Below are 24,753 nucleotides of genomic sequence, written 5' to 3'. Positions count from 1 at the left end.
CTTAGCGGGTTTTCTGCATTCACAACCACAACCAACTCTGCACGGACTCCTGGAGACCATGCTAGCCATATCAATGTGAGTATCGCGAATACAAATCTTTTCATGTCAGAACACAAAACTCAGGCTTATAGAGAAGGTATCGATGTATTCAGGTACTGGCTTTGTTAGGCTTTTTTCAGTTACTGACCAGCCCCCGATCCTATCGTTGTTCAACCAAGTTCTTTCTATTTGTCCTTTTAGTGATAGCTGTGGATTGATGTAATAACGCGCTCCAACACCGAGCGTCTCCTGGTCGATCACTCGTGCATCTAGGTTGGACTTGATTACCCCATATGCAGAACTGATCTCTGGCACTGATAAAACGTTGCCAGGTGGTGGTTCTAATTCGTAGAAGTTGCCTACTGATTTTGCTTTTGAAACGAAACCGTAAATGGTGAGGTCATCAACTGTTTTTCCAAGGCTGGTATATCCCGCCATCAAATCTGGAAAGAAAGGCCAGTCTGCATCCGTATAACTCAATTCGGTTTGTACGTTCCAGTCTCCGGTTTCATATTGAGCGCCGACCGAATAGTAGCGAAACCATGTTGATTCAAATTCAAAGTCCTGCAATGTGCCTTGAAGTGAGGGCCACGCTGCTAAAATTTGCGTGTTCCCTCCAGCTAAAGCGATCAAAGACGCCGCTGGGTTTCCCTCATCAACTTTGGCCGAGGCTGCCGACGCTGAGAGGTTCCATAGATCAGACAGAAAACTAACCTTTGCTCCCACCAGAGGTGACAATGTCACCTCGTACGAGCTAAATACGGTGTTTATGGATACTTCGGACTGCCCACCAAACACTTTGGCTTCTATGACGCCATCTGCGAATGGGGTGGTGTAAGCAATGTCACCACCATTCAAGCTGGTAACAGGAATATTGGCGTAGAAATCCGTGATAGGCTTTGTCCATAGGTAAGCAAAACCTACATCGCGGTATTCTGACAACATATAAATCGGAGTGGCGATACGTCCGACTCTGACGGTCACATCTGGAGAGATTTTGTATCGAAGAAAGGCCCAGGTAATGCTCTTATTTAAATCGTTTTCTATGCGTTCCTGAACAACCCCCTGAATCACGAAGTCCCAATTATCGAAGAGATTGGCATTAAGTTGTAATCCGACCGCAGAACCCGCTTTAAGGCTCCACTCGTCAAAGACACCTTCTTTGGTTAGGTCATAAACGAAACCAAAATCTTCGGAGCCTGAGTGAATGGCAGATATATTTCCGAACCCACTGACCTTGACGTGCTCATTAGCCGCAGCATGACCTGAAGCTAATGTAGCTGCTGAAGCGGCAAGTAATGTGAGTTTGAGCGGTCGCAATTAGTCGTTCCGATTCATGTTTGGGACACTTATTAAATATAAGACATATTTCTGGTTTCTCTCGTTAAATCTTGTTTTATGTGGAATTTCGACCATGGTCTAGTCCCGTCACCCTGTTTTGCCAATACCAACAGTGATATAAAGGATTAAAGCGCTAGCCAAAGAATGACACGAATAAGCGCGCAGAAATCACGACCAGAAAGGAAGCCCAACATGCAATTTCCCTATAAAAACATTGTCATATTGACTGGTGCAGGTATCTCGGCGGAGTCGGGGATTCGTACCTTTCGGGCGCAAGATGGTTTATGGGAAGAGCATCACATCGAAGACGTTGCCACACCGGAAGGTTTCGCGAGAAACCCAGCATTGGTGCAAACCTTTTACAATCAGCGACGCCGACAGCTTCAGTCTGGTGTTGCTCCCAACCCTGCTCACGAAGCATTGGCAAAGCTGGAACGGGAGCTTGAAGGTTCGGTGATGGTCGTTACGCAAAACATCGACAATCTTCATGAGCGCGCAGGAAGCGAAAACATTATCCATATGCATGGCGAATTATTGAAAGCGCGCTGTAGTGGCTCTAATCAGGTGTTGGACTGGAAAGATGACATCATGGTCGATGACCTATGTCATTGCTGCCAAATGCCATCGCCCATGAGGCCACATGTTGTCTGGTTTGGTGAAATGCCACTTGATATGGACAAGATCCATACCGCTTTGGTAGAAGCAGACCTGTTTATTTCGATTGGTACGTCGGGCTCTGTTTATCCTGCTGCAGGGTTTGTGCACGAAGCGGCCATTAATGGTGCGAGAACGATTGAAGTGAATCTGGAGCCAAGTGCAGTAGAGAGCGAATTTGATGAAAAGCGCTATGGAAAGGCTAGCGTTTTGGTTCCTGAACTGGTTGAAGAGATTCTTGCACTGCAAGATTGACCTGGTTTCAATTTGAGTGAAAAAAAAGCGGCCACTGGCCGCTTTTTGTGTGTTACTGACCCGCTTTCAACTTCTGGAAGTACTCTTCATAAAGCACATTCGCTTCGCCAACTGAGCTTTGCCATTCACCTTTTTCCATCACATCTTGTGGTGGATAAACGCTTGGGTCGTCTTTGAACGCCTTCGGCAGGAGAGGGTAAGCCGCTTTAACCGGTGTTGGGTAACCGATTTCGATAGCCAGTTTCGCTGCATTCTCTGGACGAAGCAGGAAATCGATCATCTTGTGTGCAGCGTCCACGTTTTTAGCCGTTGCAGGGATCGCGAGGCTATCCATCCAGAAAATCGCGCCTTCTTCCGGCCATACGATGTCTACAGGTGCGCCTTCGCTACGAGCGATGTAAGCAGAACCGTTCCAAAGCATACCCAGTGCAACTTCACCTGCCATATAAGGGTTTGCTGGGAAGTCTGAGTTGAACACCAGCACGTTTGGCATGATCTTCTTCAGCTCTTCGTAAGCCGCTTTGATTTCTTCCGGGTTGGTGGTGTTAGCCGAGTAGCCGAGTTTGGTCAGAGCGATATGGAAGAATTCACGAGCGTCATCCATCATCAGCAGTTGGCCTTCGTAGTTAGGACTCCAAAGGTCGGCCCATGAGCTAACAGAATCTTTTTCAATAAAGTCTGTATTTACACCAATACCTGTAGCGCCCCAAATGTAAGGGATAGAGTATTGGTTATCTGGGTCAAACGGCTTGTTCAGGTTGTTTGGATCAAGGCCGTCGAAGTGGCTGAGTTTGCTTTTATCGATTTTTTGCAGCATGCCTTCGTCGCGCATCTTCTTCACATAGTAAGTCGATGGCACAACCAGATCGTAACCTTCAGGGTGTGTTTTCAATTTTGCATACATGCTTTCATTTGACTCGTAGGTTGAGTAAATGACTTTGATGCCAGTTTCCTCTGTGAACTGCTCAAGCACTTCGGTAGGAATGTATTCAGACCAGTTGTAGAAATAGAGCTCTTCTTCTGCAATCGCAGCGTGAGAGAAAAGAGAGAAGGACAGTGCGCTTCCCAGCACAAACTTAGACCAGGGTTTCATCGACAACTCCTGTAGTTTTTCATTGGTATTATTGAGAATAACGGGTGGTTCAAGCCATCCGTGACTGAAAAATGCGAAAACAACAGAGGGGAGCAACCTTCAAGATTGCTCCCCTCGTATCATTATCGCACTTTGTCGCGTGCCAGCATTTGAGAGCAAATAACCAGCACGAGAGAGACGATAAGCATCAGCGTCGCCAGAGCATTCACTTCCGGAGAAACGCCAACCTTAACCATTGAGTAGATTTTCAGTGGCAAGATTTCATAGCTTGGACCCGTCACGAACGAACTAACAATGACGTCGTCCAAAGACAGGGTAAAGCTCAACAACCAGCCCGCAGCAACCGCAGGTGCAGCTAGAGGCAGAATGATTTTCGTCAGAATCGTCCACTCGCTCGCAGCTAAGTCTTTCGCTGCTTCAAGCATACGCGCATCAAAACCATTCAGTCGGCTGTAAACCGTCACCACTACAAACGGCAAACAGAAAGTAATGTGCGATAACAGCAGGGTCAGGAACCCCAATTGCGCGCCCATCAACACGAACAGCGCCAACAGCGAGATTGCCATCACGATGTCAGGAGACATCATTACCACGAACAGCATGCCATTCACGAAGCCTTTACCGCGGAAGCGATAGCGGAACAGGGCAACAGCAGTCAGACTGCCGATAACTGCCGCTGCAGTTGCAGAAAACACTGCGATTGTCAGTGAGTTCCACGCCGCCTGCACCAGGCTGTCGTTATTCAAAAGCAGGGTGTACCACTTGGTAGTAAAACCCTTCCACTCCATACCGAATTTACTTTCGTTAAACGAGTTAACGATAAGAATGACGATAGGGATGTATAAGAACGCATAGACCAGCGACATAAAGCTGGTACGGAAAAACTTACTCATTCCAGCTCTACCTTCTTGTTAATCAGTTTGCCAACACGCCAGTAGGCGAACAGCATAAGACCCATCAATACAGTCAGGGAAATACTCGCTGCTGAACCAAACGGCCAGTCACGAACATTGAGGATCTGACTCTTGATGACGTTACCAATCAACAGGTTCTTCGCGCCGCCCAACAGGTCAGATACGTAGAACATACCCAGTGCTGGAAGCAGAACCAGAAGACAGCCAGCGATGATGCCCGGCATGGTCAAAGGTAAAATAACTTTGATAAATGCCTGAAGCTTGCTTGCACCTAAGTCTTTCGCCGCCTCGAGATAGCTGTTGTCCAGCTTCTCGATGCTTGAGTAAAGCGGCAGAATCATAAATGGCAGCAGGATATAAACCAGGCCAATCATCACCGCATACTCGGTGTACATAATACGTAGTGGCTTATCGATAATACCCAGCGTTAGCAGGCCTTCGTTAAGCAAACCACGGGTACCCAGAAAAATTTTCAGGCCGTAAGTACGGATCAGTGAGTTAGTCCAGAAAGGAATAATCACCATAAACAGCATCACAGGACGCCATTTCACTGGCATGCGCGCAATAATGTACGCAAATGGGTAACCAATCAGCAAACAGAGCAGGGTAGCAATGGCTGCCATATAGAATGAATGCCAAACCACCTTCGCGTAGAGCGGATCCATCAACTTGGCGTAGTTGCTCAAGGTGAAGGTCATCTCAATCAGGTTTGCGTCATCGCGGGTCAGGAAGCTGGTGACAATAATCATCAGGTTCGGGATAAACACGAACAGCAGCAACCAACCTACAATCACGCCAATGATGGCGTTTTGGAGATTAAGCTTCTTCATCAGGCAGTACCACTTCCCAGCTTTCAACCCAGGTAATCGCGACTTTCTGATCCAAAGAGTGGTCTACATCTGGATCGTCTTCATTGAAGAACTCGCTGACCATGACTGACATGCCAGATTCCAGCTCAAGCACTGAATCCAGCGTCATGCCCTTGTAGTTGCGCTCGCGAACGTAACCGATAATGCCATTACCAGAATCTGCCGCTTCGATTTCTTCGATACGCAGATCTTCAGGGCGAAGCAGGACCTTCACGCGGTCACCCGCTTTAACGTCCAACTTACAGTAAACCTGACATTCACGGCCTTCGATGGTGGCAGTAATGCGCTCTTCATCAATACGGGCAATAACATCAGCGTCAAACACGTTGATTTCACCGATGAAGCGAGCAACGAATAGGTTTGCTGGTTCTTCGTAAATTTCACGAGGTGTGCCGTCTTGAACCACTTCACCGGATTTCATTACGATGATGCGATCGGACATCGACAACGCTTCTTCTTGATCGTGAGTAACGAAGATGAAAGTAATGCCAAGCTTACGCTGGAGTTGTTTCAGCTCAATCTGCATTTGCTTACGCAGTTTGTAGTCCAGCGCAGAGAGGGACTCATCAAGCAGCAGTACTTTTGGTTTATTCACGACAGCGCGAGCAATCGCGACGCGTTGCTGTTGACCGCCCGAAAGTTGATGAGGTTTGCGTGGTGCAAATTGTTCCAGTTGAACCATGCGAAGGGCTTCCGTCACACGTGGTTCGATTTCACTTTCAGCGACTTTCTGCATGCGCAGGCCGAAAGCAACGTTATCGAACACTGTCATGTGCGGGAACAATGCATAGCTTTGGAAAACGGTATTAACATGACGATGTTCTGCGGGGATAGCAGTAACGTCCTGCTCATCAATGATAATTTGGCCATCGTCTGCATCTTCAAGACCAGCAATCAAACGAAGTACTGTGGTCTTGCCACAACCTGACGGACCTAGAATTGTTAAAAACTCACCGTTGTTAATTTCAAGATCGAAGTTAGAGATGATCTCTTTACCATCGAAGCTCTTACACAGTCCTTTTAACTGGACAACGGGTTTTTTAATTGGTTGTGTTGCGTTCAATTCTACTCTCACTCCTTACACCACGGGCGATTAGCTAAGTAAAAATTCCCCTAAAAATTAGACCGCGCATGATAGACGTGCGAATCATGAAGTTAAAGCGTTTTTTTGTGTTTTATCGGGAATTTTTCGCCCTGAATTGACGCGGCATAAGAAAATGTAGAAACCGCGAACAAAACCGATTCTTGTGACCTGCATCATCCATTTGAGGACGCGGGCGCCCGCAAGTATAGACCCTTAATGTGACGTCCAAAAATGCGACACCTTGAGACGCATCCAAAAAATATCACCTATAACTTTAAGAGTGGGGAAATTTCTTAGGCTAAAGACAAAAGTTACTTTGTTATGAATAAACAACAGTTGAGCAACGCACTGCACGTTGGCGGTACCTTAGAAAATGCGCTGAGTGGTGATTACAACTTGAGTGCTTCAAGCGTGGTTCAAGAAGCCGTTAAGCTAACGCAAAAGCATTTTTGGCAATTTCTGCCAGCGACAGTGATTTTGACCATTGCGCACATTCTGATTTTTCTTGTGGCATTGACCATCATGAATGGCACGCCTTATTCGGTGATGGAAGCCTTTATAGGCAAGCAGCAAATGACGCCTGATCTTATGGCGTCGGCCAGAATTGCTGTTTTCGCGGCCACCGTGCTATCCGCACCACTTTATGCCGGTGCGAGCCTGATGGGTTTAAGCCACGCGATAGGCTTTAGAACCAAACCTAGGCATATCATAAAAGGGTTGGCTTATGGTTTGGCAGTGACGTTGGCAATGAGCTTTATCAACGCATTACAAAGCTTCAGCAGCCAACTCATTCCGTTGCTGGGCATTTTCCTCGGCATTACCTTTTCCATGACCATTCTGCTTATCTGTGAAAAACGGCTGCGCCCGGTGGAGGCGATGATCGTTTCATTTAGGGCGATTATAAAAAAACTGATACCATTGACCTTGGTTTACATCGTCATTGCTATCTTGTTTGTCTTTTCATATGCGACGGCAGGCTTGGCCTTGGTCTGGGCGCTACCTTTCATGTTCAATGTGAAGGGCGTGCTTTACCGTGAAATGTTCGGTGTTGGTATTGAAGTGACCGTGTCACAGGAGGGAGATGACGATTCTTCTTCTGATGGCGGTAATAAAGAGGTTTTCAACGCGTAAATGAAGCTTTCCCATGCTGTATTGGCTTCGGCTCTGTTTATTTCTGCGTGTAGCGACGCCCCACAATCTCCCATCACAGTAGACAATCTACAGCCGGCTTCACCACCACCTTCGATGGTCGTGAAGCCTGATTTTGGCTCTTACCAGATAGTCGATGAGAAGAAAAAAGCGTTCGTGGCTTTCATGAAACCCGGCATCAATTACGTCAACGGACTGATCAAAGATGCACGAGCGCGTCTGATTGAACTAGATAAAGGTAAAGCTCCAAATCAAGAAGACAAAGCGTTTGTTGCACGTGTGGCAGAGCTCTTTAATCTGCCTTTACCTGAAGCCGGTGCCGACAAGGCGTGGTATCAGGAAGCATTAAAACGTGTCGATGTGATCCCGGCTGACCTTGTTCTGACTCAGGCAGCGAAAGAATCTGGGTGGGGCACATCACGCTTTGCCCGCGAAGGAAATAACTACTTTGGGCAGTGGTGTTACACTTCGGGCTGCGGCATGGTGCCAAGCGCACGTTCGCAGGGTAAAACCCACGAAGTTGCCGTGTTCAAAGACACTTACCAATCAATCCGCGCGTATTTCCTTAACGTCAACCGCAATAAAGCGTATGCCCAGTTGCGGGATATCCGAGCTGACTTGAGAAAATCAGGTGAGCCGATTTCCGGCGTTGCTTTGGCTAATGGATTGAAAAGTTATTCTGAACGCGGCCAAGCTTATGTCGAAGAAGTGCAAAGCATGATTCGATACAACGAGAAGTATTGGAGCCAAGGATGATTAAAGGACTTACGGCTGTCTTGTTGGCAGCTGTAATTTCAGCACCTGCTGCTGCGGCGCAGGTAAAGTTCAGTTATAGCAAGCTATACACCCAGCTTAAGCATAACTATGGTGAAAACCATCCAGACGTAAAAATTGGGTATTTTATGGTTTCTCCTTCTTCAGGGGCGACTTGTCAAATCACCAAAGCCTGGATGACCAAAAAAGCACATTACGAAGAGTTTGAGATCCCAGCATCACAAGAGCTACCACTTCCCATTGATAACCACCTGCGTAAAGTGAATCCGGATGTGTTTATTGAAACTGCTGGCACCCAAGCTTGTGATATTTCATTCCAGGTGTTGGCAAAGAGCAGTTTTGGTTCTGAAGTGACGGAAGAAGAGGTGAATAACCTGGTTCCTCAGATGACGACCATGATGCAGGATTTAGGCGGTATGTTTGCTTCTTGGTTTATGCCGGAAGTGGAAGGTGTGACTGTACATTTTGCTGATGCACAACCTGAGCTGAAAACCTCAGAAGGGCGCACAATCGATGTAAATGGCAAGGCCGCTGTTATACGCGCTTCGGAGTTAAAGAGTGGGGAGCGTGTCTTCTTCCCGCAAGAGCCGCTGAAAGTGACGCCTTGGATTCCGCAAAGTTAGCCTCTGGCCTTTAAAAAAGAAAAAGCCCGCTGCTGCGGGCTTTTTTGTCTCTGTTGGTCTGCTTAGTTCACTTGAACCACGTCCAGTTTCAGCGATGGATCAAATTCAACTACATCGTCTTCTGATGGTTGTGTATCGCTGAATTGTTCTTTATCGAACGCAGTATCACCACCATTAATGACACCAGAATCTTTATCGATGCTCTTGAAGTCGAACAGTTCGAAGTCAGCCAGGTGCGATGGCACCACATTTTGCATTGCTCGGAACATGGTTTCGATGCGACCTGGGAAACGACGGTCCCAATCGCGCAGCATTTCTTTGATCACCTGACGTTGCAGGTTTGGCTGCGAACCACACAGGTTACAAGGAATAATTGGGAACTCAGCGGCTTCTGCATAACGCTCGATATCTTTCTCACGGCAGTACGCCAGAGGACGAATCACAACGTGTTCACCGTTGTCGGAAACCAGCTTAGGTGGCATGCCTTTCATCTTGCCACCGTAGAACATATTCAGGAACAAGGTTTCCAGAATGTCATCACGGTGGTGACCCAGTGCAATTTTAGTTGCACCTAACTCTTTAGCTGTGCGGTAAAGAATACCGCGACGCAGGCGAGAGCATAGTGAACAGGTGGTTTTACCTTCTGGCACTTTGTCTTTAACAATCGAGTAGGTGTCTTCTTCTACAATCTTGTACTCAACACCAAGACCATCAAGATATTCAGGCAGCACGTGCTCAGGAAAACCCGGTTGCTTCTGATCCAGGTTTACTGCAATGAGTTCAAAAGAAATCGGTGCGCTTTTCTGTAGACTCTGCAGAATCTCCAGCATGGTGTAGCTGTCTTTACCGCCACTCAGACAAACCATGATACGGTCGCCGTCTTCAATCATGTTGAAGTCAGCAATGGCTTGGCCGACTTTACGGCGAATGCGCTTTTGCAACTTATTCTGGTTGTACTTTTGTGCTTTGGTGATTTCTTGATTCGACATGTTAATACTAAGTGCCTCTAAAATTTCTCTACGCGATCAAGCCAGCCAATGGCATATGGTAATGGCACATCGCTCCCCGATGCGAAGGTTAGGCGCGTATGATACGGATTTCGTGGCAGGATGCCAGTGCCGAAGGGAAATAGACTTAAAGTCATAGACAAAGAAAAAGCGCCTTTCGGCGCTTTTCAAAATATGTTTCTCAGCCTAAGCCAACATTAGGTGCGAGCGGGCTGACATAACCGTCAGGTTTAATCGCTAAAACGTCACAGTTGAGTTGGTCAATAGTATGTTCAGCGGTATTGCCGATAAAGATGGCCGACAATCCCACACGCCCTGTTGTTCCCAGTATCACTAACTCAGCATCAAGCTCTTTGGAAACGGCGGGGATAACATCCTCGGGCAAACCTTCCAGGCAGAAAGTCTGCTCTTCATCAATGCTATGTTTTTGCCGCAATGCTTTCATCTGAAGCAAATGGTGTCCTCTCACGGCGTCAGTGTATGAAGCAGGATCGAACTCAGGAAGCTCTATCGTGACGTTCACCGGTGTTGCAGGGTAGGCGTTAACGAGGTTCACTTCTGCGTTAAGAAGTTTACTCATCGCTTTTGCTTCATCTATCAGTTTGTCATTGAGCGGCTCATGGGTTTCATTTTCAGAAGAAACATTCACCGCGGTGAGGATCTTTCCATGCTCAGGCCAGCTATGTTCTTTTACGAGAAGAACGGGGCATGGGCATTTGCGAAGCAGGTGCCAGTCAGTTGGCGTGAAAATCAAAGAACCGAGCTTATCGTGCTGATGTGTCGCTTTGATAAGCAAGTCATGCTCTCCATCAAACACTTTTGCGATCATGCTTTCGTAAGGACGATTGTGCCAGACAAGGTGTTTTACAACATCTATCCCTTCACACGCATTGTTTTCAACGACTGAATCTATCCATTCTTCTCGCTGTTTGAGCACGCCTGCACGCATTGCCTGACGCTCTTCTGCGGAAAGCATAGAGGTCATTTCATAAGAAAAGTCATAGATGGCAAGGAATAGGGTTATTTTGACAGGCGCAGAAGATTTTCTCGCGATATCCATCGCGCGGGAGAGCGCGGGTTGTTCTTCGTGGTCGGGATCGATAGCGACGAGCAAGTTGGTATATCTGTTCATAACAACCTCCAGCTGGGTGATGCCGATACTTTAATTTAACCCATTGTGGCAGGAGTTTGCGATAAATTCAGATAGATAAACGTAAAAAAAGAGAAATGGCGCGTGTAGCGCCATTCCATAAGTCATTTGTAAAGCAGGGGGATTTACTTGGAAACACCCGCCAAACGGCTTAATTCATCGTGGTCAAGAATCGTAATGTATTTGCCTTTAACACTTAGCATGCCGCTCTTTTGGAAACGGCCAAGCAGACGGCTGATGGTTTCAACAGTTAAGCCAAGGTAATTACCGATATCACCACGTGTCATCGTCAAACGGAACTCTTTTGCTGAAAAGCCACGCTGAGAGAAACGAGTAGACAGGCTGTGTAAGAATGCGGCTAGACGTTCTTCTGCATTCTTCTTAGAAAGAAGCAGGATCATTTCCTGATCACCTTTGATTTCGTTACTCATCAAACGCATGATCTGCTGACGAAGCTTAGGCATTTTGCCTGATAGGTCATCAAGAATCTCAAACGGGATTTCACATACCATAGAAGTTTCCAACGCCTGCGCAAAGCTAGGGTGGGACATATGGTTTATCGCGTCAAAGCCAACGAGATCTCCAGCTAAGTGGAATGCTGTGATTTGCTCATCACCTTGCTCGGTGATGGTGTAGCTTTTGATGGTGCCGGAACGGATGGCATACAACGAACGAAGTTGATCGCCCGCTTGGAATAATGGCTGACCTTTTTGAATCGGCTTTTTACGCTCGATAATTTGGTCAAGCTGATTCAGCTCACTCTCGCTTAACGTAAAAGGAATACAAAGCTGACTGATGCTGCAGTCCTGACAATGGATTGCACAACCGCCAGATTGAACACGTTTAGTAGGAATTTTGTCTTGAATCATGAGCCTGCTTAGCCAAATTGATTTGAGTCAATATTTTACCATTTCCGGAAGAGAAAGCGAGACTTAGTACAACTGATTGTATACAGAGTAAGCGGTAACAATTCCGTACATTAGCAGTATCAATGATGAGATCCTTCGGAATATCAGATTGTTAAGGAGGTTCTTGGTTGCTTCTGCAGCAGAGCCAACCAAAATCATTGCAGGGAGAGTTCCTAAACCAAATGCGAGCATTATCAACAATCCATCTAGTGCATTTCCGGCCACAGCTGCCCAGCTCAACGCCGAATATACCAACCCGCAAGGCAACCAGCCCCACAACATACCAAATGGTAAAGCCGCCATGGGGGAGCGCAACGGAAGTAACTTAGTGGAAAGGGGGGAAAGACGTTTCCAAAGCACTTGGCCCACTTTCTCCACATAGGCAAGGCCATTCCAGAACCGACCAATGTACAAAGCAAGCAAAATCATCATGATAGCAGCAGCCAACCTTAGCCAAAGTAGCTGTTGGGTGATTTGCGTTACACCGACAACACCTGCTACTAATCCACCTGCAATAGCACCAATCAAGCCATAAGAAAGCAGGCGGCCGCCGTTGTAAAAGAGAAGGAAAGGGAGTTTATGTTGATTTTGGGGAGTCCCCATGGAAACAGCGGCGGCGACACCGCCACACATACCTAAACAATGGCCTGCACCAAGCAGGCCAACTGTAAAAGCAGCAATGAGATCACTGATGGGCATTATTGTTGTTCCGACGAGGTGTCGCTCTGCTTCTTTGATGAGGATGTTGATTCATCCTCATCAAGAAGGATGTTCATGCCTTGTCTTTCAAGATCTTCAAATTGCTCGGATTTTACCGCCCAGATAAAAATCCCTACGGCGACACAAACCAAAGCAATTGCGATGGGGATGAGGATATACAGACTTTCCAAACCGTTACTCTCCCTTCAGCTTTTCAATGAGGTCTTTCTTAAACAAACGAAGCGAGTTCGTAACGACGATCACCGAGCTGCCTGACATACCAGCTACCGCCACATAAGGTGCGACAAATCCCATCACCGCCAGTGGCAAAATCACAAGATTGTATCCTAATGCCCAAGCCAGATTCTGACGAATGATTTTTTGGGTAAAAGCCGCCAATTTGCGCGCATCGAGTAGCTTGGTGAGGTCATCACCGAGCAATACCATATCCGCAGAGGCTTTTGCCACGTCAGTGCCTCCGCCCATGGCAACCGAAAGGTGCGCACCAGCCAGCACAGGCGCATCGTTCACCCCATCACCAATCATCATGGTAATTTGGTCCTGCGGTAGAGAATTTAAATACTCGAGCTTACCTTGCGGCGATACACCTGCGACCAGTTCATCAATACCCAATTTATCAGCGACAGCTTGAGCTGTGGCTGAGTTGTCGCCGGTTAGCATGGTGACTTTGATGCCAGCTTCGTGGAACTTCTCGATCAGCGTTTTGCTTGACTCACGGATTGGGTCAACAAGCAAATATGACGCTACCGCCTCACCATTTCGGGATAGCCAAATCTGGTGAGTACTTTGCTCGGAAATTTGCGTGTTGTTTAATGCAAACTGAGGCTTGCCGATACGCCATTCGTCACCATCTAATTGGCCTTTTAAACCTTCACCGATGACGTTTTCAACGTTCTCTAACCCCTTAGTTATATCAAAGCCGCTAAAAGCTTCCGCGATAGGGTGGTTAGCATAGGACTCCAAAGACGCAGCGATAGCAGTAGCCTGATTTGCATCAATGTCTGCGTATATCTGGGTATCAGCAATTGAAACGTTGCCTTCGGTTAGTGTGCCGGTTTTATCAATGACAACTCGGTTAATGTGCGTCAGTGTTTCGAATACATGGCCCCGACGCAGAAGAATACCGAGTTTGCCAAAGGTGGATGTTGAACAGGTCAATGCGGTAGGTGTTGCCAATGACAACGCACAGGGACAGGTTGCGACCAATACAGAAAGCATGATCCAGAAAGCGTCTTCTGGGCGATGACTTTGCCAGTACCACCAGGTACAAGCCGAAATGACGAGAATAGCAGCGACGAAATAGCGTGCGACGATATCAGCAATTTCAGCGACTCGCGGTTTGGCAAGCTGAGCAGCATCCTGGAGCTCAACAATATGGGCAATAAGGGAGTCTTTTTTCTCAGCCGTCACCTTTACATTCACGTTTCCATCAATGTTCATGGTGCCCGCATAGACATACTCACCACTTTGACGTGATTCGGGCATGGACTCACCAGTCAGCATAGATTCATCGACCGTTGTCACGCCCTCTAAGACCAACCCATCTGCAGGGAAGGGTTCACCAGGTAATACACGCACAACATGACCGATGGTCAGCGACTTAGCTGGGATTTGCTCACCCGATGCCAGTGTCGCCAGACGCGGGATCAGCTTAAGCAAGTTTGCGCTTGCAGCAGCCGCCGTTCTTCGGGCGCGCATTTCAAGGAATCGGCCAACCAGCAGGAAGAAGGTGAACATGGCTATGGATTCGAAGAACACTTCGCCTTTTCCTGTGATGGTGGCATACAAGCTGGCGAAATAGGCAAACAAAAGCGCGATTGAAACAGGAACATCCATTCCGAGCGTTCGGGCTTTGAGGTTTCGCCAAGCGTTGATATAGAAAGGCATCGCGGAATAGAGTAGAACCGGCGTTGCAAATATCAAGCTTACCCAGCGGAAGTAATCACGAAACGCTTCGTCCATGTCTCCGAATACTTCGAAGTACATAGCAACAGCCAGCATCATGACCTGCATGGTCGCGAGACCAGCAATACCCAACTTATAAAGGTATTGCTTCATTGTGTGGTGATATTGCGCTTCCTGATTATCAGCTTCGAAAGGTGCCGCTTTGTAGCCAAGCGCGTGAATCTTATTAAGCAAAGTACTGAGTTTGGTTTTTGATGGGTCCCAACGAAGCGTTGCGCGGTTGGTTGTGGTGTTGACGCGAATGCGCGAGACACCTTCTTGGCTATTTAGTTGTTTTTCAATCAACCAAGCGCATGCAGCACAAGATACGCCATCGACTGACAAAACAACTTCATCTATCCCGCCTTCATGACGCACGAATTCCTGTTGGACGTCTTCGTTGTCGTAAAGAGAGAGTGATTGAAGTTCTTCCGGTACTAGGCTGGCTTTTTCTGCTGGAGCAGTGCGGTATTCGTAGTAAGAGGTGAGGCCGCTTGCCACAATGGTGGTGGCGACCGCTTCACATCCAGGGCAACACATAATTCGGGTGGCGCCCTGAATCTCGACTTTATAAGAGTCACCGGTAAGAACCGGCTCTCCACAGTGATAACAATCTTTCGTCATTCCTTGCTCTGACCATACAACGCTACTGGGTCTTCAGATGGGAAATTTGCGCGGCCATTTAGCGCCCACGTCCCATCAAATGCGTTAACTTCAACGTACCAAGGGCCAGTGAGCGGTTCGCTCAGGGCGAGTCGGTAGCGGCCGGAAGCATCAGCGTTGACCATCTGTTCGATATCTCTATCAGCAAGCGTACGGTGTTGGAATGTAATTTTTAGAGTAGGGTATTGCGTTAGCTCACCTTTATCCAAGGTGAAAATAGCGGTGTCATTCTGTGCAGACAGGAAAGCGGAGATGGCGAGCTCATCGGCTTTCTTCAAGCGGGATATGTCGATGTTAATCCCTTTACCTTCTTTGTAATAATCTTCGGCGACAAGGGATACCTGATTTTTGCTGAACAATGCAAAAGTGAAAAGACTGGCAACGACAACGCTACCTGGAAGGGCTATCAGGAACCAGGGCCAAAACTGCTTATACCATGGCTTAATCATATCGCTTTCCTGTGTGAACTGAATTCTTGGGGAAAAAAGCCCCTGCAAGCAGGGGCTTAACTAACTAATTATTGATTTTATTGGTTTTGCGGTGTGCTTAGCTGCCAAACATAAGCAGAAAGCAGCTGGATCTTGTCTTCGTCCAGAATGTCTTTCCAAGCTGGCATAACGCCTTGGCGACCATAGCGAATGGTTTCTTCAACGGCTTTACGAGAGCCGCCGAACAGCCACACGTTGTCAGTCAGATCAGGTGCACCAAATGCTGGGTTACCTTTACCGTCTGTACCGTGACATGCTGCACACACAACGAAGCGTGTTTTACCTTTCGCAGCTTCCTGAGCGTCAACCTTACGGCCCGACAGGCTCAGCGTGTAAGAAGCGACTTCACGAACGCCATCTTCACCCAGCGCGTCAAGCCATGATGGCATATTACCCACTCGACCATTAACCAGAGTCGCTTTAATGGTTTCTGGCTCACCGCCATACAACCAAGCTTCGTCGGTTAGGTTAGGGAAGCCAGACTGACCTCGAGCATCAGAGCCGTGGCACTGAGCACAGTTTTGAATGAACAGGCGTTGACCCACTTTAATTGCTTCAGGGTTCTTAGCAATTTCAGTGATATCTTGCAGTTCATCCGAACCTGGCTTGTATGCGAGTTTGCGGAAGGTTTCGCCGAAAATCGCGTTCGCAGATGCTAGCTCGCGCGCATATTGGTCAATACCGTCGCTATTAGCCAGCAACTGACGTGACTCTTCAATATTCGCAACGTCCTGAGCGGAACTTTGCCAATTGAAAACGCCTTTCCAGTTACCCAGACCAGGATACAGTACGAAGTAAACCGCGCCGAATACGATGGTCGCCCAAAACATGTACGACCACCACTTAGGCAGTGGGTTGTTCAGCTCACGAATACCATCGTATTCGTGGCCCATATCTTCACCATCAGCCACGCCATCAAGGTCTTTGCTACACCAAATAATCAGTGCGGCACAACCCACAAGGGTACCAATGGTAATGACAGTGATAAATAGACTCCAAAACGTAGTCATTTGTTATCTTCTCCTGTCTTTTTATCGCCTTTCTCCTCGTCAGCGAAGACGAGGTTAGCAGCTTCGTCGAATTCCTTTTTACGGCGACTGCTATAGGCCCAAAGCACAATCACAATGAAGCAGACGAAAATCGCTAGCGTCCATAGGGCATGAAAAGATGCCATAAGAGCTCCTTATTTCATCGCGTGGCCGAGTGACTGCAGGTAAGCGATGATGGCATCCATCTCCGTTTTACCTTCAACGTCTGTTTTCGCATTTGCGATTTGCTCATCAGTGTATGGAACACCGAACATATCGCGGAAAACAGTCAGTTTCTTAGCTGTGTTGTCGCCAGTCAGAACATTCTCTTCCAACCAAGGGAAGCCAGGCATGTTTGACTCAGGCACAACCGCACGAGGGTCGATAAGGTGAACGCGGTGCCACTCATCAGAGTAACGGTCACCAACGCGCGCCAAATCAGGACCTGTACGCTTGGAACCCCATAGGAATGGGTGTTCCCAAACACTTTCACCCGCCACAGAGTAGTGACCGTAGCGCTCAGTTTCCGCACGGAAAGGACGAATCATCTGGCTGTGACAAACGTTACAGCCTTCACGGATGTAAATGTCGCGGCCTTCCATTTCCAGTGCAGTGTATGGGCGCAGGTTATCAACAGGTTCGGTCGTTTGCTTTTGGAACAGCAACGGTGTGATTTCAACAAGCGCACCGAGGCTGATAGCAATGACCGTGAGGATAGCGAAAAGACCAACGTTCTTTTCTACAATTTCATGACGACTAGAACTCATTCGTTGGTCTCCTTATGCTGCTTGCTCAACGGATTTGAGGCTTGCTTTTGGCGCGGCAATCGTCTTGTAGGTGTTGTAAGCCATCAAGAGCATGCCTGACCAGAAGATTGCGCCACCAACGAAACGTACAAAGTAGAACGGATAAGAAGCTTCCAAAGATTCTACAAAGCTGTAGGTCAGGGTGCCGTCAGTGTTAACTGCACGCCACATCAGACCCTGCATTACGCCGGAAATCCACATTGCAACGATGTACAGCACGGTACCTACAGTTGCTAGCCAGAAATGGACATTGATCAGGTTGATAGAGTACATACGCTCTTGCCCGAACAATTTTGGAATTAGGTGGTAAACCGCACCGATAGATACCATCGCTACCCAGCCCAAAGCGCCGGAGTGAACGTGGCCGATTGTCCAGTCGGTGTAGTGTGACAGTGCGTTAACTGTCTTGATTGCCATCATCGGACCTTCGAAGGTAGACATACCGTAGAAAGACAGAGAAACAATCAGGAATCGAAGGATTGGGTCATAACGCAGTTTGTGCCAAGCACCTGACAGCGTCATGATACCGTTGATCATGCCACCCCACGAAGGAGCGAACAGGATAACGGACATCACCATACCCAGTGACTGAGTCCAGTCAGGTAGAGCAGTGTAGTGCAGATGGTGAGGACCCGCCCAGATGTACAGAGATACCAGTGCCCAGAAGTGAACGATAGAAAGGCGATAGGAGTAAACCGGACGACCTGCTTGTTTCGGGACGAAGTAGTACATCATACCCAGGAAACCTGCAGTCAAAAGGAAGCCTACAGCATTGTGACCGTACCACCATTGGATCATGGCATCGATGGCGCCCGCATATATCGAATATGACTTCATTCCGGAAACTGGAATTGCCATGCTGTTTACGATGTGCAGGACAGCGACGGTGATGATAAATCCACCGAAAAACCAGTTAGCAACATAGATGTGCGAGGTTTTACGTTTGATTAGCGTTCCAAAGAACACGACGGCGTATGAAACCCATACGACCGCAATAGCGATATCGATTGGCCATTCCAGCTCTGCATATTCTTTACCACTGGTGAAACCCATAGGTAGTGTTATTGCTGCAGACAGAATGATTGCTTGCCATCCCCAGAAGGTAAATTCAGCCAGCTTACCTCCGAACAGCCTTGTCTGACAGGTGCGCTGTACAACGTAATAAGACGTCGCAAACAGGGCGCTGGTGCCGAACGCAAAAATCACCGCATTGGTATGCAGTGGGCGTAAACGGCTATAAGTCAGATAAGGAATGTCGAAGTTCAGCGCAGGCCATACCAGCTGAGCGGCAATTAGAACACCAACACCCATGCCCACGATTCCCCACAGGATAGTTACCAGGGTGAATTGACGGACAACGCGGTAGTTGTATTCCAGTTCAAGCTGCTTTTCTTGGCTCATATTGCATGCTTCCACTTTTTGATTACTACACTCACGTATTACAAAGTGACTTAAACGTCACAATGCCACCCCAGAAGCAATGCAATGCGAATAGTGATTGATTTATACCCACTTGATGCATTCCATTGCTATTTCATTGTAAAAGTGGCATTTTCATTGGTGATAATACTTCAGTTATTCAGTTAAATACAGGGTCGAACCCACACTCGGTTTACGCTCGGGTAACATTTCTACTAAAACTTTGAGCTCTGTAACACGGGAAAAGCATAAATCACATGGCAGCAGAAAAATTAACCACAGGTCGTTTAGTACAAATATTAGTCGTTATGACAGTGCTCGTAACCGCTTTTATTTGGAGGACGGTAGACTATTCCAATACCCAAGAAACTTTAAAATGTTCAGTAGTAGCGGGAAGTTGCAGCGTTTCTATTAATGGTAAAACAGTGGAGATTAAGGTTGAAAATCAAGCTGATAATTCACTTATTATGCTTGTTGATTCAGTCTATGCACCCGGTGAGTTGCAGTGGTTAGGTCAGCCTGAAAAAGTCATAACTTCTCACAAATTTTTTGAAAAAGAAGATAAAAAACGGGTCTATATTTATGCTTTACCTACTGATGTTAATTCCGGGTCATCGCATAAATGGCTTTTAAACATTGATCGAGATCAATTAGAAATTAACTTTTAACATCGAATTAATATTTATGCGAATGGCGTTAACAATCTTGAGTTAAGTCATTCAAATTGGCTGAACGTCTTAAAATTCACATTAAAGCAGCTAAAGGCTGCTTTTTTACTGCCTGTTAATCTATCAAATTACCAAAATAAAATGCCTGATGCCGCACTGCTTTAGCATGTTCAGAGCACAGGTAATGGATAAGATCTGACGCATCGGTTGCAATATCGGGACACTTTGGACCCTGAGTGTATTGATCACCGCCAATGACGACATGATTCACTTTTAGTCCTTTGTGAACAGTTTTATTCGAATGGGCAAGTTGGCATAGCTTTAAGTGAAGTGCTTTCAAAGAGTCGCTAGCATCTTCGCTTTTATCGGGAACGATAACGTAGGTCAGGGTGAGTTCATCAATAGTGTCTGAGGCGTTAGCTTTTAGCGAAGCAAAGAAGGTTTCATCCAGCGGCATTTTGAGTTGGTCAATCGTACTCTCAGATACCAGCACGACCACGCCATCCACAGAGGCAACATTTGACGTAGCCCAATCGAACTCGTCAGCAATCATGGTGCGATCGAAGGGCAGGCAATATCGATATCTGACTCTTGGCTCATCGGCGGCAATGGCATATCCGTCTTGCTCATTGTCTGCCAAATACACCACAGTATTGCCTTTTTGGGCGAGGCGCTTGCTAATTATTTGTCCTAGTGGGAGATTCGCATTAATGACGATATAAAGCTGGCTATCCATTGCTCAAGCGGAGTTTTTGGTCGATGTCGGCGATTCTATCGTCTATTAATAGAGAATTCAGTGATTAAGCGAAAAGAATCACGGTAAAAACTGGTGTTTGCAGAAGTGAGAAGGCTATTATTGAAGGTATTGCCGCAACCAAGCTGTGTAGATGTAAATGAGAATTGCGACATCATCATCAACCGCCCCCAAAGCCTGTGAGGCCATACAAGTCATAGCCAGGGAGATATCTCAAAAAATCTCCTCTCCTTCGCTCATGCTTGTTTATTACACAGAAACGCAAGACGCTGAAGCGATCAAACGTGAACTGAATACGCATTTCCCCAATACTTATGTCATTGGTTGTTCCTCATGTCAGGGAACCATGACAGACAAAGGTTACGTCGGCGGGCATTCTATTTCAGTATGGGCCGTTGAAGATGCAGACGGTGCATATGGGTCGGCACTCTGCGAATTAAAAGAAGGTGATGACATCGCCGAATCCGCACGGACAGTTCTCAGCAGAGCTATTGATAGCAGTGGACGTCCCGGAGAGTTGCCCGCGCTCATCACATTACATGCCACACCGGGTCATGAAGAAACCATTCTTCAGGCTATTCGAGAAGAGCTCGGTGTCAATATTCCTATTATTGGTGGTTCAGCCGCTGATGACGGTGTCAGTGGTAAATGGTCTCTGATGGACAACGCGCGCGTGACGTCGGAAGGCATCGCCATGGCCGTCTTTTTCCCCTCTGCTCGTGTCAGCTATTCATTTCACAATGGCTATGCTGCCATGGGGTCAAGTGCGGTCGCTACCAAGGTAGACGGTCGTACACTCGTCGAATTGGACGGTAAACCTGCTTTTGACGTCTACGGAAAGTGGTATTTCAACGCCACAGGCAATGCTATCGATCCCGATGGGCTGTTTGCCCAGTCAACGCTTTTTCCTCTGGGTCGTCAGACAGGCGAAATCCATGGAATGCCTTACTATACGCTTTCTCACCCAGCCACAGTCTCTCCGGAAGGTGGCATTCAGATGTTCTGTAATATTCAGGAAGGTGAGACAGTTCATTTCATGTCCGGCACGACGGAAATGTTGGTGTCGAGGGCAGGGCGCGTTGTAGATTCAGCCAACGACCACGACAAGAATACCTGTGACCCAATCGGCGGATTAGCAATATATTGTGCAGGATGTATGCTTCATGTTAGCGATTCTCTGCACAACGTCGCAGCGAATATGCGTCTATCAATGCATCATGCCCCCTTTATTTGCCCGTTTACCTTTGGCGAGCAAGGACAGTTCCTCGGGGGAGAAATTGCCCACGGAAATTTGATGATATCCGCCGTATTGTTCCACAAGGATGAGCTATGACAGGCGCAATCTCAGAGAAGTTGCAGGAAACACTGTTCGAACTGAACCGTGTTGAAGAGAGAGAGCAAAAGTTCAAGGAAGAAAACCGCGCGATTCTGTCAGCGATCTCCGCGATGTCTGGTGCCAGCAACAAAATCGAAGTGTTCAACACGCTGTTGAAAGTGATTGAGCGCTATGTTTCTTTTGATAATGCAGTGGTGCTAACCCGTAACAAAGAAACGGAAGACAAATATTCCTGTTTGGTGTCCACATCACCACATGTAGAAAACTTTATCTGGGAAGATGGCGGGACTTTCTCCCGCTGCGTGAATGGCCAGACCGTCGTACTCTATGCGCCAGAAAGAGTGAAAGAATTCTCCTTGTTGCAAGGCGATGATTTTGACTCGTGCCGTTCCGCGCTGATCACCGGGATGACGGTGAATGCCAGCGAGTCGATCCTCATCCTGTTCGCTTCAGAAAAAGGGCGTTTCCAAACCAAATCACAACAGGTTATTGAGCGTTTTCGACCGCTAATCGAACGCACAATCATAGATATTGACTACCGCGAACGTCTCCAGTGTTTGGTGTCAGTCAAGACTCAAGAATTAACTGCCAGTCGTCAGCGTTTTCGTGACTTTGCGAAAACTGCCGGTGACTGGTTCTGGGAAATCAATAATAACCTGCAGTTCACCTATCTTTCTTCGCCATCAAATGAATCATTCTCTGCTGAGCCGCAGGGGATAATGAACCAGTTGAATCGCCAGCCGGATGTGAAACACAAATTACTCGACTTGATTCAACTTGAACAACCATTCTCTGAAGTGGAGTGGAAAGTATTCCAAGAAGGAAGAGAGCAGTGGATCAGCTTGTCAGGTCGACCTTATTACGACAAGCGTGGGAACTGTATGGGGTTTCGGGGTACGGCGAAAGACATTACAGCCCGAAAGCAGCGGTTACACGAACTGCAACAGGCAAGACAACAGGCAGAATCTGCCAACGCCGCGAAATCCCAATTTCTGGCAATGATGAGTCATGAAATCCGTACGCCACTCAATGCGGTAATGGGGTTACTGGATACGTTGCAACAATCTCCGCTGGATGACGAGCAAACCGTTTGGGTTTCCCAAATGGATAAATCGGCTCAATTGCTCCTTACCATCATTAATGATGTGCTTGATTTATCGAGAATTGAGTCAGAACGCTTCTCTCTGCATCCTGAAAGTATCAACCCACGTGACAGTGTCACTGTTGTGTTCAGCCAACTCAACGAAGTTTCGTCCCGTAAAGATATCAAAATGGAAATGGACATCGCCGATGATGTACCTGACAACATTTATCAGGACGGTAACCGCTTCACCCAGATCTTATTGAACCTGGTTGGCAATGCCGTGAAGTTTACCGAGCACGGTAAAGTCAAAGTCTCAATGCGTGTCCGTAATGGAAGATTGAAGCTCTCCGTGAAAGATACCGGAATTGGTATCAACGCCGAACGTAAAAAAGATGTGTTCCTGCCGTTTACTCAGGCAGATGGCAGCATTACCCGCCAATATGGTGGAACCGGTCTGGGGCTTTCCATCTGTAAAAAGTTGGTGACCATGATGAACGGCAGCATCGACTTTGACAGCGAGCAAGGTGTAGGCACCACCTTCTATATCGATATACCTCTTATTGAGCCTTCGCCGACAGAGCAGGTGAAAAAAGACAATGTTGAAGAAAGTGACCTTCACGCATTGAGCATTCTGGTAGCAGAAGACAGCAAAGCCAACCAGATGGTGGCAAAGCTGATGCTGGAGAAAGCGGGGCACCATGTCGTCGTAGCAAACAATGGCAAAGAAGCGGTCGATTTGGTTCATGATGGACACGTCCAGTTCGATATGATTCTGATGGACATGTCGATGCCAGTACTTTGTGGTATTGAAGCGACCAAGCAACTGCGTGCTGAAGGCTATGAATTACCAATTATCGCTTTGACAGCCAACGCAATGAATGAAGACAAAGAACGTTGCATGGAAGCCGGAATGGATGACTTTGTTACCAAACCTATCCGTGCCGTAGTACTAAAACAGGCGTTACAGCGTCACGCAAAGGTTAAAGAGTGAGCGGGTTGGGTGTTCTTTGTCCGACTTTGGCTGAATTGTGACGCCGTCACATTTTTACAATCTGTCGTTCCACCTCTATATCCTCGTGATTATTGCGGCTTAACAGATAGTTACTGAACGCCTGCGCGATAGGCGACAGTGCCTTGTCACTTCGATGGACCAAATACCAATGCCGAATGATCGGCATGTCTTCCACATCCAGCACTTTAAGTTTTCCTGCTTCCAACTCTAACGAAATGGTATGGCTGGAAACGATTCCCAAACTTAAACCGGCAGACACCGCTTGCTTAATCGCTTCACTGGCACTCATTTCCGCCGAGACATTTAGTTCGTGCCCGTGTTGAAGGAAAAAGCGCTCAATCGAAAATCGTGTTCCCGAACCTTTCTCTCTCACAACCATTGGCTCTTTGGCTATCACAGATAACGGAATCTTGCTTTGGCGGCAGAGTGGATGATTCACAGGGGCGATGACTACCAATGGGTTCTCCATAAATACCGTCGCTTCTACATCAAACTCCGCCGGCGGCTTTCCCATGATCACCAGGTCACAATCATTACTTTTAATGTCTTTCAGTAATTGTTCGCGGTTCGTGACTTTCAAGCTGATTTTTATCTCTGGGTGTTGCTGAGAAAACTCAGCCAGCAGCTTAGCCGCGAAATAGTTTGCGGTGCTGGCGACGGTCACTTTAAGTTTTCCGCAGGTCAGTGATTTCATTTTCTCAAACGCATCTTCGGCATCGCGTAGCTGCTCAGAAATGCGTTCGCAGTAACCCAGAAGCTCCTCGCCGGCATGAGTGAGAAATAGGGATTTCCCTAAATGCTCAAACAACGGCAAGCCGATATTGTCTTCGAGTTGTTTTATCTGCATCGAAACGGCAGGCTGAGTGAGGTGCAGTTCAGCGGCAGCGCGCGTGAAACTTAAATGCGTTGCAACTGCCTGAAAAATATTGAGCTGTCTTAACGTCAAATGCATAACAACCTTCCTTGTTTCT

Annotated in this window: 25 protein-coding genes; 7 read left to right on the top strand and 18 right to left on the bottom strand. The window is 47.3% G+C overall.

Annotated elements, in window-relative coordinates; genetic code table 11:
* Positions 1-105: 105 nt before the first annotated feature.
* Positions 106-1,359 (bottom strand): porin, encoded by a 1,254-nt coding sequence (locus QL223_RS16090; RefSeq protein ID WP_281545297.1) that lies wholly within the window; start codon positions 1,357-1,359, stop codon positions 106-108.
* A 213-nt stretch (positions 1,360-1,572) separates the two neighbouring features.
* Here QL223_RS16090 and cobB point away from each other — a divergent pair, with 213 nt between their 5' ends.
* Positions 1,573-2,289 carry a Sir2 family NAD+-dependent deacetylase gene (cobB, locus tag QL223_RS16085; RefSeq protein WP_281545296.1) on the top strand — a complete coding sequence of 239 codons (717 nt, stop codon included), beginning with the start codon at positions 1,573-1,575 and terminating at the stop codon, positions 2,287-2,289.
* A gap of 52 nt (positions 2,290-2,341) precedes the next feature.
* Here cobB and QL223_RS16080 read toward each other — a convergent pair whose 3' ends face one another.
* The 4 genes from QL223_RS16080 to potA all read right to left on the bottom strand — a co-directional run bounded on the left by QL223_RS16080 (position 2,342) and on the right by potA (position 6,228).
* Positions 2,342-3,382, bottom strand: coding sequence for an extracellular solute-binding protein (locus QL223_RS16080; RefSeq protein ID WP_002537170.1), 1,041 nt, complete (start codon positions 3,380-3,382; stop codon positions 2,342-2,344).
* A gap of 122 nt (positions 3,383-3,504) precedes the next feature.
* Positions 3,505-4,275 carry a spermidine/putrescine ABC transporter permease PotC gene (gene potC / locus QL223_RS16075; protein ID WP_002537168.1) on the bottom strand — a complete coding sequence of 257 codons (771 nt, stop codon included), beginning with the start codon at positions 4,273-4,275 and terminating at the stop codon, positions 3,505-3,507.
* Positions 4,272-5,129, bottom strand: a complete 858-nt coding sequence (gene potB, locus QL223_RS16070) for a spermidine/putrescine ABC transporter permease PotB (protein WP_192815496.1) — start codon at positions 5,127-5,129, stop codon at positions 4,272-4,274. Before potB ends, potC begins: the two co-directional genes overlap by 4 nt.
* Positions 5,113-6,228, bottom strand: a complete 1,116-nt coding sequence (gene potA / locus QL223_RS16065; protein WP_002537165.1) for a spermidine/putrescine ABC transporter ATP-binding protein PotA — start codon at positions 6,226-6,228, stop codon at positions 5,113-5,115. The genes potB and potA overlap by 17 nt, the downstream gene beginning before the upstream one ends.
* 342 nt (positions 6,229-6,570) lie before the next feature.
* Between potA and QL223_RS16060 the strand changes: the two genes are divergently transcribed.
* Genes QL223_RS16060 through QL223_RS16050 form a run of 3 tightly spaced genes read left to right on the top strand, consistent with a single transcriptional unit; the run spans position 6,571 to position 8,795 of the window.
* Complete coding sequence (locus QL223_RS16060; RefSeq protein WP_002537163.1) at positions 6,571-7,380, top strand: hypothetical protein; 810 nt, start codon at positions 6,571-6,573, stop codon at positions 7,378-7,380.
* Entirely contained in the window at positions 7,381-8,154 is a 774-nt protein-coding gene (locus tag QL223_RS16055; RefSeq protein WP_002537162.1) for a glucosaminidase domain-containing protein, read from the top strand. It begins immediately after the preceding gene.
* Positions 8,151-8,795, top strand: coding sequence for a DUF2987 domain-containing protein (locus QL223_RS16050; RefSeq protein ID WP_281545295.1), 645 nt, complete (start codon positions 8,151-8,153; stop codon positions 8,793-8,795). Before QL223_RS16055 ends, QL223_RS16050 begins: the two co-directional genes overlap by 4 nt.
* Before the next feature lie 62 nt (positions 8,796-8,857).
* Here QL223_RS16050 and ttcA read toward each other — a convergent pair whose 3' ends face one another.
* From ttcA to ccoN, 11 genes are all read right to left on the bottom strand, one after another.
* Entirely contained in the window at positions 8,858-9,784 is a 927-nt protein-coding gene (ttcA, locus tag QL223_RS16045) for a tRNA 2-thiocytidine(32) synthetase TtcA (RefSeq protein WP_281545294.1), read from the bottom strand.
* A gap of 199 nt (positions 9,785-9,983) precedes the next feature.
* The gene (gene uspE, locus QL223_RS16040; RefSeq protein WP_002537157.1) at positions 9,984-10,934 is read right to left on the bottom strand and encodes a universal stress protein UspE; all 951 of its coding nucleotides are present in this window, start codon (positions 10,932-10,934) and stop codon (positions 9,984-9,986) included.
* Between the two features lie 143 nt (positions 10,935-11,077).
* Positions 11,078-11,821 (bottom strand): FNR family transcription factor, encoded by a 744-nt coding sequence (locus QL223_RS16035; protein ID WP_002537156.1) that lies wholly within the window; start codon positions 11,819-11,821, stop codon positions 11,078-11,080.
* 63 nt (positions 11,822-11,884) lie between these two features.
* The gene (locus QL223_RS16030) at positions 11,885-12,559 is read right to left on the bottom strand and encodes a sulfite exporter TauE/SafE family protein (RefSeq protein ID WP_281545293.1); all 675 of its coding nucleotides are present in this window, start codon (positions 12,557-12,559) and stop codon (positions 11,885-11,887) included.
* The gene (gene ccoS, locus QL223_RS16025) at positions 12,559-12,750 is read right to left on the bottom strand and encodes a cbb3-type cytochrome oxidase assembly protein CcoS (protein ID WP_281545292.1); all 192 of its coding nucleotides are present in this window, start codon (positions 12,748-12,750) and stop codon (positions 12,559-12,561) included. Before ccoS ends, QL223_RS16030 begins: the two co-directional genes overlap by 1 nt.
* A gap of 4 nt (positions 12,751-12,754) precedes the next feature.
* Positions 12,755-15,148: a heavy metal translocating P-type ATPase gene (locus QL223_RS16020; RefSeq protein WP_281545291.1), complete on the bottom strand. Its 2,394-nt coding sequence runs from the start codon at positions 15,146-15,148 to the stop codon at positions 12,755-12,757.
* Positions 15,145-15,636 carry a FixH family protein gene (locus tag QL223_RS16015; RefSeq protein WP_281545290.1) on the bottom strand — a complete coding sequence of 164 codons (492 nt, stop codon included), beginning with the start codon at positions 15,634-15,636 and terminating at the stop codon, positions 15,145-15,147. The genes QL223_RS16020 and QL223_RS16015 overlap by 4 nt, the downstream gene beginning before the upstream one ends.
* A gap of 77 nt (positions 15,637-15,713) precedes the next feature.
* Positions 15,714-16,685 (bottom strand): cytochrome-c oxidase, cbb3-type subunit III, encoded by a 972-nt coding sequence (ccoP, locus tag QL223_RS16010; RefSeq protein ID WP_046302645.1) that lies wholly within the window; start codon positions 16,683-16,685, stop codon positions 15,714-15,716.
* Positions 16,682-16,849 carry a CcoQ/FixQ family Cbb3-type cytochrome c oxidase assembly chaperone gene (locus QL223_RS16005; RefSeq protein ID WP_002537147.1) on the bottom strand — a complete coding sequence of 56 codons (168 nt, stop codon included), beginning with the start codon at positions 16,847-16,849 and terminating at the stop codon, positions 16,682-16,684. Before QL223_RS16005 ends, ccoP begins: the two co-directional genes overlap by 4 nt.
* Positions 16,850-16,858: 9 nt before the next feature.
* A complete protein-coding gene (gene ccoO / locus QL223_RS16000; RefSeq protein WP_002537146.1) occupies positions 16,859-17,470 on the bottom strand; it encodes a cytochrome-c oxidase, cbb3-type subunit II in 612 nt (203 codons plus the stop codon).
* A gap of 12 nt (positions 17,471-17,482) precedes the next feature.
* Complete coding sequence (ccoN, locus tag QL223_RS15995; RefSeq protein ID WP_002537144.1) at positions 17,483-18,910, bottom strand: cytochrome-c oxidase, cbb3-type subunit I; 1,428 nt, start codon at positions 18,908-18,910, stop codon at positions 17,483-17,485.
* Positions 18,911-19,185: 275 nt separating this feature from the next.
* Here ccoN and QL223_RS15990 point away from each other — a divergent pair, with 275 nt between their 5' ends.
* Entirely contained in the window at positions 19,186-19,596 is a 411-nt protein-coding gene (locus tag QL223_RS15990) for a hypothetical protein (protein ID WP_281545289.1), read from the top strand.
* A gap of 115 nt (positions 19,597-19,711) precedes the next feature.
* Here the strand turns inward: QL223_RS15990 and QL223_RS15985 are convergent, their stop codons facing one another.
* Positions 19,712-20,332, bottom strand: coding sequence for a hypothetical protein (locus QL223_RS15985; RefSeq protein WP_281545288.1), 621 nt, complete (start codon positions 20,330-20,332; stop codon positions 19,712-19,714).
* Between the two features lie 157 nt (positions 20,333-20,489).
* Between QL223_RS15985 and QL223_RS15980 the strand changes: the two genes are divergently transcribed.
* Both QL223_RS15980 and QL223_RS15975 read left to right on the top strand, forming a co-directional pair.
* The gene (locus QL223_RS15980) at positions 20,490-21,683 is read left to right on the top strand and encodes an FIST N-terminal domain-containing protein (protein WP_281545287.1); all 1,194 of its coding nucleotides are present in this window, start codon (positions 20,490-20,492) and stop codon (positions 21,681-21,683) included.
* On the top strand, positions 21,680-23,761 hold the full coding sequence (locus tag QL223_RS15975; protein WP_281545286.1) for a PAS domain-containing sensor histidine kinase: 2,082 nt from the start codon (positions 21,680-21,682) through the stop codon (positions 23,759-23,761). The genes QL223_RS15980 and QL223_RS15975 overlap by 4 nt, the downstream gene beginning before the upstream one ends.
* A 46-nt stretch (positions 23,762-23,807) precedes the next feature.
* Here the strand turns inward: QL223_RS15975 and QL223_RS15970 are convergent, their stop codons facing one another.
* On the bottom strand, positions 23,808-24,734 hold the full coding sequence (locus QL223_RS15970) for a LysR family transcriptional regulator (protein WP_281545285.1): 927 nt from the start codon (positions 24,732-24,734) through the stop codon (positions 23,808-23,810).
* Positions 24,735-24,753 lie beyond the last annotated feature (19 nt).

It is taken from the genome of Grimontia sp. SpTr1 (genome assembly GCF_947387585.1).
Classification (GTDB): Bacteria; Pseudomonadota; Gammaproteobacteria; order Enterobacterales; family Vibrionaceae; genus Enterovibrio; species Enterovibrio indicus.
This window is presented reverse-complemented; position numbering and strand designations above follow the sequence as displayed.

Excerpts from the sequence above, each read along its gene's own strand:
- cobB (WP_281545296.1), top strand. The coding sequence starts at position 1,573 with ATGCAATTTCCCTATAAAAACATTGTCATATTGACTGGTGCAGGTATC.
- QL223_RS16080 (WP_002537170.1), bottom strand. The coding sequence starts at position 3,382 with ATGAAACCCTGGTCTAAGTTTGTGCTGGGAAGCGCACTGTCCTTCTCT.
- potC (WP_002537168.1), bottom strand. The coding sequence starts at position 4,275 with ATGAGTAAGTTTTTCCGTACCAGCTTTATGTCGCTGGTCTATGCGTTC.
- QL223_RS16060 (WP_002537163.1), top strand. The coding sequence starts at position 6,571 with ATGAATAAACAACAGTTGAGCAACGCACTGCACGTTGGCGGTACCTTA.
- QL223_RS16055 (WP_002537162.1), top strand. The coding sequence starts at position 7,381 with ATGAAGCTTTCCCATGCTGTATTGGCTTCGGCTCTGTTTATTTCTGCG.
- QL223_RS16050 (WP_281545295.1), top strand. The coding sequence starts at position 8,151 with ATGATTAAAGGACTTACGGCTGTCTTGTTGGCAGCTGTAATTTCAGCA.
- ttcA (WP_281545294.1), bottom strand. The coding sequence starts at position 9,784 with ATGTCGAATCAAGAAATCACCAAAGCACAAAAGTACAACCAGAATAAG.
- uspE (WP_002537157.1), bottom strand. The coding sequence starts at position 10,934 with ATGAACAGATATACCAACTTGCTCGTCGCTATCGATCCCGACCACGAA.
- QL223_RS16035 (WP_002537156.1), bottom strand. The coding sequence starts at position 11,821 with ATGATTCAAGACAAAATTCCTACTAAACGTGTTCAATCTGGCGGTTGT.
- QL223_RS16030 (WP_281545293.1), bottom strand. The coding sequence starts at position 12,559 with ATGCCCATCAGTGATCTCATTGCTGCTTTTACAGTTGGCCTGCTTGGT.
- QL223_RS16020 (WP_281545291.1), bottom strand. The coding sequence starts at position 15,148 with ATGACGAAAGATTGTTATCACTGTGGAGAGCCGGTTCTTACCGGTGAC.
- QL223_RS16015 (WP_281545290.1), bottom strand. The coding sequence starts at position 15,636 with ATGATTAAGCCATGGTATAAGCAGTTTTGGCCCTGGTTCCTGATAGCC.
- ccoP (WP_046302645.1), bottom strand. The coding sequence starts at position 16,685 with ATGACTACGTTTTGGAGTCTATTTATCACTGTCATTACCATTGGTACC.
- QL223_RS16005 (WP_002537147.1), bottom strand. The coding sequence starts at position 16,849 with ATGGCATCTTTTCATGCCCTATGGACGCTAGCGATTTTCGTCTGCTTC.
- ccoO (WP_002537146.1), bottom strand. The coding sequence starts at position 17,470 with ATGAGTTCTAGTCGTCATGAAATTGTAGAAAAGAACGTTGGTCTTTTC.
- ccoN (WP_002537144.1), bottom strand. The coding sequence starts at position 18,910 with ATGAGCCAAGAAAAGCAGCTTGAACTGGAATACAACTACCGCGTTGTC.
- QL223_RS15990 (WP_281545289.1), top strand. The coding sequence starts at position 19,186 with ATGGCAGCAGAAAAATTAACCACAGGTCGTTTAGTACAAATATTAGTC.
- QL223_RS15985 (WP_281545288.1), bottom strand. The coding sequence starts at position 20,332 with ATGGATAGCCAGCTTTATATCGTCATTAATGCGAATCTCCCACTAGGA.
- QL223_RS15980 (WP_281545287.1), top strand. The coding sequence starts at position 20,490 with ATGAGAATTGCGACATCATCATCAACCGCCCCCAAAGCCTGTGAGGCC.
- QL223_RS15975 (WP_281545286.1), top strand. The coding sequence starts at position 21,680 with ATGACAGGCGCAATCTCAGAGAAGTTGCAGGAAACACTGTTCGAACTG.
- QL223_RS15970 (WP_281545285.1), bottom strand. The coding sequence starts at position 24,734 with ATGCATTTGACGTTAAGACAGCTCAATATTTTTCAGGCAGTTGCAACG.